Origin of the sequence: Martinezella lusitana, assembly GCF_010668395.1 — a bacterium.
In the GTDB taxonomy this organism is placed as follows: Bacteria; Pseudomonadota; Alphaproteobacteria; order Rhizobiales; family Rhizobiaceae; genus Rhizobium; species Rhizobium lusitanum_A.
On record NZ_WUEY01000008.1, the window covers coordinates 246,879 to 259,568 of the forward strand.

The following is a 12,690-nucleotide window of genomic DNA, read 5'->3' on the forward strand; positions in this document are numbered from 1 at the left end:
ATGCTAGCTTTCTCATCGACAGCGTCCGCGAGCGAAAGAACCACCATGACCGTTGACCTGCGTGGTCCAGTGAACCCAGCCAGCAGCCGGCTGCGAAGTGTTCTGCCGAAATTGTCCGAGTCGGAGCGGCGCGTGGCGCTGTGGGTTCTCGAGAATGTCGATGCGGCCATCCGCAATTCGATGTCGGCCATCGCGCAGGCGACGGATGTCAGCGATACGACCGTGCTGCGCATGTGCCGTACAGCCGGTTTCGAGGGATTTACCGATCTCAAGCTGGCGCTGGCGCAGGAGCCGCGCGACAGGCGCGGCGAAGCCGGCAGCGAGCCGCAGGCCAGCGACCTTCAGGCCGCCGTTCGATTGTTTCGCGCCGTGGCCCAGGCCGTCAGCGATACCCAGGGCGTGCTCGACGAGACGACGTTCACGAAGGCGCTCGATCTGATTGCGGGCGCGCGGCATATCCTTGTCGGCGGCGTCGGCGGCTCGGGCATCGTCGCGCAGGCGCTTTATCAGCGCTGCGTCCGCCTCGGGCTCCGTTGCGACGCGCCCGTCGATTCACAATTACAGATCATGCATTCGGCGCTCACCGGGCCGGGAGACCTCGTTGTGGTCATCTCCTATTCCGGCATTACCAGCGATCCCGTGCTGATCCTTCAGGAAGCAAAATCTCGAGGAGCTGCAACGCTCTGTATTACCGGCAACAGCGCCTCGCCGCTCGCGCGGTTGGCCGACGTCGTTCTCGTCAGCGTTTCTCATGAGCAGGGCAGCGAGCCGATGGCGGCGCAGATTGCCCAGATGGCTCTCATCGACGCCCTCTATTCCGCCCTCGTCGCACGCAACACCGAGCGGGCCCAGCTTACCGAGGAACGCATGGTCAACGCCATACTTCCAAAATCGATCTAGTCATTGAAACAGGTACTTCCGTGAAAGTTCAAATCTATACGATGCAGACCGTCTCCGAAGCCTTGGCAGCTGTCGATGCCGGCGTGGATTATCTCGGCGTGACGCCGTCCAATCGCGGTCTCCCGGGCGAAATCAGCTTCGGGACGGCCCGGGAAATCGTCGACGCGCTGAAAGGCAAGGCCCAGCGCGTGGCATTGTCCGTCGAAAGCGACCTCGGTCTTATCGCCGACATGGTCGGCTCGGTGCGTCCGGACGTGCTGCATCTATGCGGAGACATCAGGCTGGTGACGCCGGAGCATGTACGCCAGCTGCGCGAGCGCCTGCTGCCACTTTATCCCGGTCTGCAGATCCTGCAGGCCATCCCCATGACCGGGCCGGAAGCGCTCGATCATGCCGCTGCTTTCGAGCCCTATGCGGATTCCTTCATCCTCGATTCGGTCGCAGCCCATATCGACGGCATCGGTGCCGCCGGCGTGACCCATGACTGGTCGCTGAGCCGCGAAATCGTCAAGCGTAGCAAGCTGCCCGTCATCCTGGCGGGTGGGCTCGGACCGGACAATGTCCAGGCCGCCATCGCCGCCGTTCAGCCATGGGCCGTGGATTCGCTGACGCATACCAACAAGCCGCTGCCCGATGGTGGCTTCCGCAAGGATATCGACAAGATCGCCGCCTTCGTAAAGGCCGCCAAGGTCAACTGAGCGAAGCCGGGCGGGCATGAGAAAGGGGCGGTGCGGGAAGCGCCGCCCGTTTTCGTATCGACGCCGCGTCAGGCTGCTCCCATCCGCATCTGCATGGCGGCATCTCCGCGCATCAGGGATTCGGCCGCCTCCATGATTGCGTGCGTATCGATCCCGAAATGGGCATAGAGATCGGCGATCGTGCCGGTCTGGCCGAAGTGCTCGACACCGAGCGACACGGTCCTGTGGCCATGGACGGAGCCGAGCCAGCCGAGCGTTGCGGGGTGCCCGTCGGTCACGGTGATCAGGTTCGCGGTACGGGAAACGGCGGCGAGCAGTGTTTCCACATGGCTGAAGGCCGAGGCGTGGCCGTGCCGGCGGGCGCGCTGCGCGGCTGTCCAGCCGGCATTCAGCCGGTCGGCGGAGGTGACCGCCAGTACGGCGATATCGCCATGCGCTTCCGCAAGCTGTCCGGCCGCCATCAGCACTTCCGGCGCGACGCAGCCCTGATAGGCAAGCACGATGCGCGTGCGGGCGGACGGCTGGCGCAGCCAGTAGGCGCCATCGATCACACCCTGCCGGAAAACAGGGTCCTCCCGCCGGATCGCGACCTGCTCCAGCGGCCGCGTCGTCAGGCGCAGATAGACAGAGCCGCCCGTCTCGTCGCGCAGCCATGTGCGCTCATCGTGCTTTGCCTCGCCATCGCGCTGCATGTAGTCGAATGCCCAGCCCATGATGACGGACAGTTCGTCGAGGAAGGCCGGCTCGAAGCTCGCAAGTCCGTCCTGGCTCATGCCGATGAGCTGCGATCCGATCGACTGGTGCGCGCCGCCTTCCGGCGCGAGCGTCACGCCCGAAGGCGTGCCGACGATCATGAAACGGGCATCCTGATAGCAGGCATAGTTCAGGGCATCGAGGCCTCGGGCGACGAAGGGATCGTAGACCGTGCCGATCGGCAGCAGGCGCTCTCCGAACAACGAATGAGAGAGGCCGGCGGCGCCCAACAGCAGAAAGAGGTTCATTTCGGCGATGCCGAGCTCGATATGCTGGCCGGTCGGCCCGAATTCCCATTTCTGCGCCGATGGCACGCGCTCGTCGCGGAACGTATCGGCCAGCTGCTCGCGCGCGAAAAGGCCGCGGCGATTGACCCATGGGCCGAGATTGGTGGAGACGGTGACATCCGGCGCCGTGGTGACGATGCGCGCCGAAAGGGCATCGTCACGCTGGGCGAGCGCATCGAGGATCTTGCCGAAGCCCGCCTGCGTCGACAGCTCGCGGTCTTCGAGGAAGACGGGACCGGAGGAGGGCAGGGCGGGAGCCTTGAAACGGCGCCTGCCCTCGGCAAAGAACGGCACGGTCGCAAGGAAGCGGCGCACCGGTTCTGGGGCGGGAATCGCGCCGAATATCTCCCACTCCTTGCCCTCTTTGACGCCGATGCGGTTCTGGAAGGCTTCCATCTGCGCCTTGGTCATCAGGCCGGCATGGTTGTCCTTGTGCCCGGCAAGCGGCGTGCCCCAGCCTTTGATCGTATAGGCAAGGAAGACGGTCGGCCGGTCGTGGTCGATGCTTTCGAAGGTGCGGATCAGCGTTTCGAGGCAATGTCCGCCAAGATTGTTCATGAGATCGGAGAGCTGTTCATCGCTGCGAGCGCCAAGAAGATCGGCAACGCCGGGTTCTGCGCCGATTTCGTCGGTCAGCCGCTTGCGCCAGGCGCTGCCGCCCTGGAAGGTCAGCGCCGAATAGAGCTGGTTCGGACAACGATCGATCCAGCCGCGTAAAGCGTCGCCACCGGGTTCCTGGAAGGCGGCTTCTTGAAGCACGCCGTATTTCATCACCTTCACGTCCCAGCCGAAAGCCGTGAATATGCCTTCGATGCGCTGCCACAATCCTTCGCGCACCACGCCGTCGAGGCTCTGCCTGTTGTAGTCGATCACCCACCAGGTATTGCGCAGATCGTGCTTCCAGCCTTCCTGCAGGCATTCGTAGATATTTCCCTCATCCAGCTCCGCATCGCCGACCAGCGCAACCATGCGCCCGCCCGGTCGCGTCTTCGACCATGGCTTTGCGGCGATATAGTCCTGTACGATCGAAGCAAAGGCGGTGATGGCGACACCGAGCCCGACGGAGCCGGTGGAAAAATCGACGTCGTCGATATCCTTTGTGCGGCTGGGATAGGATTGCGCGCCGCCGAAACCGCGAAAATTCTCAAGCTTCTCCCGTGTCTGATTGCCCATCAGATACTGGATGCCATGGAAAACGGGTGAGGCATGCGGCTTGACGGCGACACGGTCTTCCGGCCGCAGGACATGGAAATAGAGCGCCGTCATGATCGAGGCCAGCGACGCGGAGGAGGCCTGATGGCCGCCGACCTTGACCTCTCCCTTGGCGCGCAAATGGTTGGCGTTATGGATCATCCAGCAGGCATGCCAAAGAACCTGTCGCTCCAAGTCTTTCAGGCATGCCAGCGTTGCTGGCGTTATGGCCGGCGCAGTCATCGTCATTCTTCTCCTCCAGGTCAGTCCGGGCGAAATGCTACACCTGAATTCGAGATTAAACTGGTCTCAGTTGACCCTGAATTTGGAAAATGCGAAATCTTCTTTCGAAAAATCCTCTCTCGTCGGTTAATTATGCCTGCTCTCAAATCCCCCCTCGACGCAGCGTCCATCCGGATCCTCGATCTCCTGCAGCAGAATGCCGAAATGAGCATTTCGGACCTGGCCGAGGCGACGGGCCTTTCGGCCTCTCCCTGCTGGCGGCGGGTCAACGAACTCAAGGAAAGCGGCCTCATCAAAGGCTCCGTAGCTTTGGTCGACGCGCAATCGCTCGGGCTTGCCGTGAACGTCTTCGTGCAGGTCTCCCTCAAGCAGCAGGACCGGGAATCGCTCGATGTGTTCAACGCCGCGATCCGGACGAAACCGGAAATCGTCGAATGCTATCTGATGACGGGCGAGGCCGACTATATGCTGAGGGTGGTGGTCGAGGATCTGATGAAGTTCCAGGCGCTGGTGGTCGATTTCCTCACCCGCATTCCCGGCGTCGCCAATATCCGCTCGAGTTTCGCGCTCAGCCAGATCAAATATACGACGGCGCTTCCGACCGATCATTTGAAATCGAGAACTTGAGGCCCGCCGTGCTCGATGGGGCGATTGTATCGCCGATGCCGGTCAGCTCAAATCACGGGCAAGGGCACAATAGACCGGCCGGTCTGTCGTTCCGGCGAGCCGGGTGACGGATAGCGCGATCGGCGGCAGCCGCGATCCGGCTTCCAGCTGAACGGCCGCACCATCGATGCGGACAAGATGCAGCTGATTCGCCAGATCAGGTTCGTCCAGCCCGTCGAAAATGCCGCGGCCGCTGATCTTCAACGCCGCTTCCTTGGCAACCCACAGGCGATAGCAGGCGTCCAGGGCCGCCGGGGTATCGAACGCGGCGATCGCCGTTGCCTCGCCTTTTGAGAAATGATCGGCGGCAAAGGCGACCGGATCGAAATCATGACTGTCTTCTATCTCGATATCGACACCGACCGCTGTGTCAGGCGAGAAGCCCGCCAGCAGCAGGTCGGCGCGATGCGAAAGGGAGACGCCCAGTTCATGATAGGGAGGTTTCAGCGCCGGGCGATCGCTTGGCCGACGATAGATGAAAAGATCATCCCGCTGCGCAGCGCTTCTCAGCGCGGCTTGGGCTGCTTCGTCCCGCGCTTCCCGTCCGCCCGGAGCCGGGCGGACAAGGACGGCGATCGCATCTGCAACCGTCAGGACAAGCTCGAAACGAGGCGTCATCACGCCGACGCTCATGCCGCCGCGGAGGGCAGGGCTTCCTTTTGAGCGACGGGCGCAGCTTCCTGCTCGGCTTGAACGGCCTGGGCGGGCGTGCCGACCCATGACGTTCCCTGTGGAATGGCCTCGCCCTTCATGACCAGGGTCAGCAGCCCGATCTCGGCGAAGTCGCCGACATTGGCTTCGTAAAGAACCGTGCTGCCGGAACCTATGGACACGCCTTCGCCGATCTTGATGCTGCCCACCTTCATGATGCGGTCTTCATAGAGATGGGTTTGCGGGCACGATCCCATGTTGAGGACGGCATGGTCGCCGATATGGGTGCAGTCGAACTCGCAGATATCGGTGCTGTTGATCCATGTGCCATGGCCGATCTTGGTGCCGAAGGGACGCAGGAGCCAGGGCAGGAAGGGCGTGCCGCGCAGATAGTCGAGCAGCATCTTGCTGGCGAGGCCGCCATAGAAGACCGCGACGGCCTCGGTGCGCATCGCCCACCAGGACCACATCGGCCGGTTCATGGGCTTGTAGGTGCCGATCAGGGTCCACTTGAAAGCGACGGCGACCAGATAGAGGATGCCTGAGGTTGCCAGGCCGGATGCCATCAGCGTCCAGAACAGCGTGCCCCAGGCGCCTTCATCGATCGCATCCGCCAGCATGTCCGACATGACAAGCGCCATGACGATCAGGATGGCCGTCGGCAGGGAGGTATGCATGGCCTCGAACAGGATGCGGACGAGGCGCATGCGCAAAGGCGGGGCATAGGTGGCCGTGGCCGCGGCCTGCAGCCTTTCGCGCGTCGGGAACTGGAAGGCCGGGCTGCCGCACCAGGTCTCGCCAGCCTTGACGTGCATGGAGTCGGGCAGGCGCGTCTTGATGCCGACCAGCGAGTCGCTCTCGATCACCGCGCCCTGCGAGATGACGGAGGAGTTGCCGAAGAAGCAGCGGTCGCCGGTCTTCAGGCGCTTGAGCACCATCCAGCCGTTCTGGATTTCCTCGTCGCCGAAAATGGTCTCGTCGCCGATGAAGTTGTCGCGGCCCATTTCGATGAGGTCGTAGCGGCCGGCGAAGTTTGCGGAGATCTCCGTGCCCTTGCCGATCTTGGCGCCCATCAGGCGATACCAGTTGCGCATGAAGACGGTGGCATAGAGCGAGTTCAGCGTTTCGAGCATCGCCTCGGTCGTCAGGCCGACGACCCATTTGCGGAAATAGAGATTGCCGAAGATCGAGTAGCGGCCCGGTACGACGCGGGGCAGCAGCACCCACCGCAACGCCACGACGACGGCCATGGATATGACGATCAGCAGCAGCGAGGCCGGCCAGGAAAGCGCGGCGATCATCCCCCAGGACAAAGGCTCATCGGTGCCCGGCGAGAACATCTGCTGGACGGCTGTAAACAGGAAGAAGGCCGGGAAGATCGGCAGGAGGCCGACGACAAGGCTGAGATTGTAGGCGACGAAATAGGCGGCGAACTGGAACGCCCGGCCGACGGTGCCCAGCTCCGGATGGGCAGGCATCTCCTCATGTTCCGCATCGCCTGTCAGGCGTGCCGGCGAACCGTCCCAGCGGGTATGGGCTTCGACCTTGGTGCCGGCGGCAAGCGCCGTCAGGTCACCGATGACGGCGCCGTCGCCGATCTTGACGTTGTGGCCGATGACGCAACCATTGCCGATCTGCACGCCTTCGCCGATGTCGATCGTGCCGACATGGATCTCGTTGCCTATGACCTCGACGTTGGCGAGCTTCAGCTTGACGCCGAGGCTGGATCTTGCGCCGACGCGCACCAGGTCGATTGCACCCTCTTCGAATTCATCGATCATCGCGTCCTGACCGACCTGCGCCCCAAGCGCGCGCATATAGACGCGGATCAGCGGCGAGCCCTTGAGGAATTTCGGAGCGGTGAGCTGAACGATGCGCTGCATCAGCCAGATGCGGAAATAATAGGTGCCCCACAACGGATAGACACCGGGACGTGTGCGGCCGATGACGAGCCATTTGAGCGCGACGACCATCAGCTTTTCGCCGAGGTTGAGGCCGAGATAGACGCCCCCAAGAATAAGGACTTCGCTCCAGACCGATGCGCCGTCGCCGATCAGCAGGATTGAGGCCAAGAGCAGGCCGATCCATTGCAGGGTCGCAAGCGCGACGATGAAAGGCAGCACCACGGCCTGGGCCAGACCGCAGAAGAAGCGCCGGCGCCAGGGAGCCGGCTCGAAATTCTTGCGCTCCTGCCCGGAGGTGCTGCGTTCGGTCCGTTGTTCCAGAATTGCGGCGATACCCCGCAGCGTGCGGCCGGCATAGACGTCCCGCAAGGCAATTCCCGCTAGCAGCGGGATCTTGCGGACTTCGGATACGAACCGGGCAGCCAGCATGGAGTGACCGCCGAGCTCGGTGAAGAAATCGGCTTCGAAGCTGATGGAGCGCAGGCGAAGCGCCTCGGTCGCGGCCTTCAGCAGCTGGGCTTCGGTCCAGGTGCGCGGCGGCTCCTGTGCCTGGGTCGACTGATCGGTTGCCAGCGGGATGGCGGCAAGCGTCTTTCTGTCGATCTTGCCCGAGGGCAGGCGCGGCAGAGACACATGGCTGTGCCAGGCGGCGGGCACCATATAGGGCGGCAGCTTGGCGGCCAGAACGGCGCGCGCCTTTTCGCGATCGAAATTGTTGCCCGCGGTCACGATATGCGCGACCAGCATGTCCTCGCCGTCCGGCGGCCGATGGACGACCACGGAGGCTGCCTTCACGTCCGCAAGCTCGCCGACGACCGTTTCGATCTCGCCGAGCTCGATGCGATAGCCGCGTATCTTGACCTGATCGTCGATGCGCCCGAGGAAGTGAAGCTCGCCTTCCTCATCCATCAAGACGGCGTCGCCGCTGCGGTAGAGCACCGGATCGCCATTGGCGACGAAGGGATTGGCAATGAACTTCGCGGAGGTCAGCTGTGGCAGATTCCGGTAGCCGGCAGCCACGCCCGGGCCGCCGATCAGCAGTTCGCCGGTATCGCCGCGCGCGACCAGCTGCAGGTTTTCGTCGACGACATAGGCGGTGGTGTTGGCGATCGGGCAGCCGATCGTGATCGGCCGCGAGGGGTCGAGTTCGGCATAGGTGGCGACCACCGTCGTCTCTGTCGGGCCGTAGGTATTGATCAGGCGCCGGCCGGGTTTGGAGAAACGGCTGACGATTGCCGGCGGGCACGCTTCGCCGCCGACGATGATGACGCGCAGGCTTTCGACGTCGCGTTCCAGCATGGTGAGCAGCGTCGGGACGGTGTCGATTACCGTGATCTTTTCCGCTTCCAGCACGTCCGCGAGCCGGTCGAGCTCCGCCATCACCGCCGACGTCGCGACCTTCAGGGTGGCGCCGACCAGATAGGGAACGAATATTTCCTCGAGAGAAAGATCGAAGGCAACGGAAGCCTGCTGAAGAACGACGTCCGATTCGACGAGACCCAGAACGTCGTTACCTGCCCTCAGATAGTGGCAGATGTTCCGGTGCGTGATGACGATGCCTTTCGGCTTGCCGGTGGAGCCGGAAGTATAGATCGCGTAGGCGGGGTCGTCGTTGCCGGCGGCGCGCGGAACGACATCCGCATTGTCCTCGGCAAGCAGCGACGTGAGGAGAAGGGTCTGACCATCGAAGGCAGGGGCAAGGGCCGCCTTTTCGTCATGCGTCAGCAGCCATTTCGCGCCGCAATCGGCCAGGCTGACGGCGACGCGGTCCGCAGGGGCGGCGGCATCGAAAGGAATATAGGCGGCGCCGGCCTTGAGGATGGCGAGGAGCGCGACGTGAAGCTCGAGCGAGCGCTGGAACCACAGGCCGACGAAATCGCCGGGGCCGATACCCCGGCGGCTCAGCGCGCGCGCTGCCTCGTCGGACAACCGGTCCAGCTCGGCATAGCTCATCGCCTGGTCGGTTCCGATCAGAACGAGCGCCGCCTTGTCGGGGCTGCGGGCAACCGTCGCCTTGAATATGTCCACGAGGGTTTCGTTGCGAACAAATTCGGGTCGAATGCTGCCCGAAAATACGGAGAGGCTGGCATTGGAGGTAATCGACGAAATCTGGATAGTCATGGTAACTTCTGCAAAACGAAACTCGGCACAATCAGCGTGCCATCTGCCAACGCTTATACACCTTTCAATTTGCAGCTCTCTTACGGGGGTTGTCAGGGAATTGTAATGTTGAGAAAGTTATGCTTGGGCGGTGCGGGACACGGCCTGCGTGCAATCTCGGAAGAAGGATGAACATCGTTGCGCATAATCGGGCGAAGAGCCGACCGGCCCCGCCGGCTATCCGTTATCTTGGTAACGGCTCTGCTGAGTTGCATAGGCATGGAAGCATCCGCCCGTTCGCATAGCAGCGTCCTGGTGGAGGATACCGGCACGCTGCGGCCCTTGCGTGATATCTATGCCGTTGTCGCCCGCGAAATGCCGGGACGGGTGCTGCGAATCAAGCGGGTTCGTCGGGCCGGGCGTCAGGCCTATGCCGTGCGCGTGCTGAAAGCCGACGGCAAACGTGGCGATATCGTGCTCGATGGCGCGTCGCTTGCCGTGATCGAGAGACGCTGACGATGCGCATTCTGATTGCGGAGGACGAGCCCAGCATCGTAGCGGACATGCGCCGCTGCCTGGAGGACCAGCATTACATCGTCTCCACGGTCAGCAACGGCGAAGAGGCCTGGTATCGTGGCGACATCGAGCATTTCGACCTTGTGATTCTCGATCTCGGACTTCCGAAGCTCGATGGGTTGACGGTGTTGCGGCGCTGGCGCGCCGAGCGTCGCGGCATGCCGGTGATCATCCTGACGGCGAGAGACGGATGGCGCGACAAGGTCGACGGCATGGATGCCGGCGCCGACGACTATCTGACCAAGCCGTTCCGGATGGAGGAGCTTCTGGCGCGCGTGCGTGCCCTGATGCGGCGTGCGACCGGGCAATCGTCCCCGATCCTGTCCAATGGCGTCCTCGAACTCGATACCCGTCAACGCACGGTCTCGTTTCGCGGTCAGCCGGTTCAGGTCACGGCGCTCGAATACCGGCTTCTCGCCTATCTGATGCACAACGCCGGCACCGTCCTGTCGCGCTCGCAGATTGCCGACAGCATCTATGACGAGGAAACGGAGCTTCTGTCGAACGCGCTCGAGGTCGTCGTCGCGCGTCTGCGGCGCAAATTCGATGGGACCGTCATCGAGACCCGGCGCGGGCAGGGCTATGTCATTCCGCGTGAGGCGCCGCCGTCATGACGCCGTTCTCATTGCGGGGACGGTTGCTGCTGGGTTCCGCGGTAGCGATCATCGTTGCAACCTTTCTCGCCGGCGTCGGCATCAATGCGATTTCGGGGCTGGCCGTCAGGGCGCTCGCGCTCTCCGAGATAGACGAGGAACTGCGCGTCCTGCTGGCCGCTGTCGATATCAATTCATCCAACCAGCTCTTTCTCGACGATACGCCGACGGATCCCCGTTTCGGTATCCCGAATGGCGGTTTCTATTGGCAGATCGGGCGCAGCGGCAACGTCGAGCTGCGGTCGCAATCGCTCTGGGAGCAGAACCTGCCATGGCTACGTTCCCGCTCCCGCCCTCGCGACGCCGGTCGGGCGACCGACATGAAGGGGCCGAACGGCAGCCATCTTCTCGCCGTCGAGCGGTCCATTTCCATCCCTTCGGCCGCGGGCGATCAGATCGTCGACATCGTGATGGCGCTCGACAATAGCGAGCTTGCGCCGGCGCGCTGGCGCTTCTTTTATGCCATGGCACCCTCGCTCGGAGTCTTGTCGGTCGCCCTGATTGCGGCGGTCATCGCGTTCCTGCGATACGGCTTGCGGCCGCTGAACGATCTTCGCACGGCCCTGATGGCGGTGCAGGAACGATCCGCCCGCAAGATCACCGGCCAGTTTCCGCGCGAGGTCCAGCCTCTCGTGGACGACCTCAACGGTCTTCTGGCATCGCGTGAGACGCAATTGACGCAGGCCCGCGCCCGCGCCGGCGACCTGGCGCATGGCCTGAAGACGCCGCTGGCCGCGCTCGAGGCGACGGCGCGCATGCTTTCGGAAGAGGGCATGTCGGAGCGGGCGGCGGCGATCCAGACGGAAGTCAGCCGCATGGAGGCGCAGATCAAGCGAACCCTGGCGCAAACCCGCGCAAGCCTGGCGGCCGCTCATACCGTGGGCGTCCTGAACGCCAGCGCCGACCTCCAGAAGATCATTTCGGTCATGCGGCGCCTGTCTGTCGAACGCGAGATCGAGTTCGATCTCGTCGCACCGGGCGAGATGTGGCTGGCGATCGACGAAGCCGATTTCGCCGACATCACCGGCAATCTGATCGACAATGCCCGCAAATGGGCGGCGGGCAGGGTCAAGGTCCGCCTGTCGCTGTTGCCCGAGCACGAAGGCGCGGAACTGCTCATCGAAGACGATGGCCCGGGCTTGCCGGAGGACGCGGAGATCGCCTTCATCCGCCGTGGCAGGCGGCTCGACGAAAGTGTCGCAGGCACCGGTTTCGGCCTCGCCATCGCGAAGGATCTGGTGGAGGCCTATGACGGCAAGCTGACGCTTGCGCGCTCCGACCTCGGCGGATTGTCGGTCACGGTCAACCTGCCGGTGCGACTGATCAAGGACAGGCAGGCAGCGCTGGACGATTAGGCCGAGCCGACAAAGGCCCGTCGGGTGCTTGCTCTCCTTGCCCCGGTCATGTCTTCAGAAGCGCAGGTTTCGCCCCGTCCGGCGACACAGCGCCGCAAGAAGCCGTTGCGCGAATAGGGGTCAATAGGCATTTCGCGAAGACCAGGGCTGAGATGTCCCGGCAAAACGACGATCCGCGCTGAAACGGGGCGCGGGCGGCATGAGCTTTGCGATTTCACGAGCCATTTCCTTGCAAAGCCAGGAAGCCCGGCACTCTTCCGGTTCCAGCGATCCATCCGACTCCGCTCGATCCGATTCCTGGCCGACAGGCTCGATATCCGGGCTTTCGACTGCTGCCAGCCGGTCGAACCGGGACAATTATTGGAGAACTAGGACACGAAACATGGCGAGGAGGGCGCGATGGCCCGATCGTAAAATAACAGACCGCCGGTCTGCTCTATCAGATCATCCGATTGCGTTGCTCGGCGAACCGTTCGACGAGCGGATCGATGAAGAGACGGTGCAATCGCACCTGCCATGGGAGAATGAAAATGGTTGAGCTGCCGCGCAAGGACGCCTTCGAGACCTCTGCAAAAGCTGATGGCAAGATCAGGGAAACCCCATCGGTGGCGGCCCAGGAGATCGCGCTTGCCGTGCCGGCGAAGGTCGAGACGTCCGTCCTCAAGCGTAGCCTCCTCATTGCGGCGTTGGTTGCTGTTGTCGGGGTTGGCGGA

General features: G+C 63.1%; 9 protein-coding genes and 1 pseudogene. 7 read left to right on the forward strand and 3 right to left on the reverse strand.

The features are described 5' to 3' along the window. The first annotated feature begins 45 nt into the window (after positions 1-45). Positions 46-900 carry a MurR/RpiR family transcriptional regulator gene (locus GR212_RS19610; protein ID WP_163988468.1) on the forward strand — a complete coding sequence of 285 codons (855 nt, stop codon included), beginning with the start codon at positions 46-48 and terminating at the stop codon, positions 898-900. Between the two features lie 20 nt (positions 901-920). Continuing rightward, positions 921-1,598, forward strand: a complete 678-nt coding sequence (locus GR212_RS19615) for a phosphoribosylanthranilate isomerase (RefSeq protein WP_163988469.1) — start codon at positions 921-923, stop codon at positions 1,596-1,598. A 68-nt stretch (positions 1,599-1,666) separates the two neighbouring features. Here GR212_RS19615 and GR212_RS19620 read toward each other — a convergent pair whose 3' ends face one another. After that, the gene (locus tag GR212_RS19620; protein ID WP_163988470.1) at positions 1,667-4,078 is read right to left on the reverse strand and encodes a transketolase-like TK C-terminal-containing protein; all 2,412 of its coding nucleotides are present in this window, start codon (positions 4,076-4,078) and stop codon (positions 1,667-1,669) included. Positions 4,079-4,204: 126 nt separating this feature from the next. Between GR212_RS19620 and GR212_RS19625 the strand changes: the two genes are divergently transcribed. Then, complete coding sequence (locus GR212_RS19625; protein ID WP_163988471.1) at positions 4,205-4,699, forward strand: Lrp/AsnC family transcriptional regulator; 495 nt, start codon at positions 4,205-4,207, stop codon at positions 4,697-4,699. A gap of 42 nt (positions 4,700-4,741) precedes the next feature. Here GR212_RS19625 and GR212_RS19630 read toward each other — a convergent pair whose 3' ends face one another. Together GR212_RS19630 and GR212_RS19635 are read right to left on the reverse strand one after the other, a co-directional pair. After that, entirely contained in the window at positions 4,742-5,356 is a 615-nt protein-coding gene (locus GR212_RS19630) for a 4'-phosphopantetheinyl transferase family protein (protein ID WP_246725822.1), read from the reverse strand. An 11-nt stretch (positions 5,357-5,367) separates the two neighbouring features. After that, the gene (locus tag GR212_RS19635) at positions 5,368-9,414 is read right to left on the reverse strand and encodes a Pls/PosA family non-ribosomal peptide synthetase (protein ID WP_163988473.1); all 4,047 of its coding nucleotides are present in this window, start codon (positions 9,412-9,414) and stop codon (positions 5,368-5,370) included. A 258-nt stretch (positions 9,415-9,672) separates the two neighbouring features. On the opposite strand from GR212_RS19635, the gene GR212_RS19640 reads away from it, so the two are divergent. The 4 genes and pseudogenes from GR212_RS19640 to GR212_RS19655 all read left to right on the forward strand — a co-directional run. Then, positions 9,673-9,909: a PepSY domain-containing protein gene (locus GR212_RS19640; protein WP_163988474.1), complete on the forward strand. Its 237-nt coding sequence runs from the start codon at positions 9,673-9,675 to the stop codon at positions 9,907-9,909. Positions 9,910-9,911: 2 nt separating this feature from the next. Continuing rightward, positions 9,912-10,583: a response regulator transcription factor gene (locus GR212_RS19645; protein WP_163988476.1), complete on the forward strand. Its 672-nt coding sequence runs from the start codon at positions 9,912-9,914 to the stop codon at positions 10,581-10,583. Further along, positions 10,580-11,977, forward strand: a complete 1,398-nt coding sequence (locus tag GR212_RS19650; protein ID WP_163988478.1) for an ATP-binding protein — start codon at positions 10,580-10,582, stop codon at positions 11,975-11,977. The genes GR212_RS19645 and GR212_RS19650 overlap by 4 nt, the downstream gene beginning before the upstream one ends. Before the next feature lie 530 nt (positions 11,978-12,507). Beyond that, positions 12,508-12,690, forward strand: a pseudogene (locus GR212_RS19655) (HlyD family secretion protein); the annotation flags it as partial.

What these genes read in the sequence shown, in the direction of transcription:
- GR212_RS19620 (WP_163988470.1), bottom strand. Translation starts at nt 4,078, where the DNA reads ATGACGATGACTGCGCCGGCCATAACGCCAGCAACGCTGGCATGCCTG.
- GR212_RS19640 (WP_163988474.1), top strand. Translation starts at nt 9,673, where the DNA reads ATGGAAGCATCCGCCCGTTCGCATAGCAGCGTCCTGGTGGAGGATACC.
- GR212_RS19645 (WP_163988476.1), top strand. Translation starts at nt 9,912, where the DNA reads ATGCGCATTCTGATTGCGGAGGACGAGCCCAGCATCGTAGCGGACATG.
- GR212_RS19610 (WP_163988468.1), top strand. Translation starts at nt 46, where the DNA reads ATGACCGTTGACCTGCGTGGTCCAGTGAACCCAGCCAGCAGCCGGCTG.
- GR212_RS19635 (WP_163988473.1), bottom strand. Translation starts at nt 9,414, where the DNA reads ATGACTATCCAGATTTCGTCGATTACCTCCAATGCCAGCCTCTCCGTA.
- GR212_RS19625 (WP_163988471.1), top strand. Translation starts at nt 4,205, where the DNA reads ATGCCTGCTCTCAAATCCCCCCTCGACGCAGCGTCCATCCGGATCCTC.
- GR212_RS19650 (WP_163988478.1), top strand. Translation starts at nt 10,580, where the DNA reads ATGACGCCGTTCTCATTGCGGGGACGGTTGCTGCTGGGTTCCGCGGTA.
- GR212_RS19630 (WP_246725822.1), bottom strand. Translation starts at nt 5,356, where the DNA reads ATGACGCCTCGTTTCGAGCTTGTCCTGACGGTTGCAGATGCGATCGCC.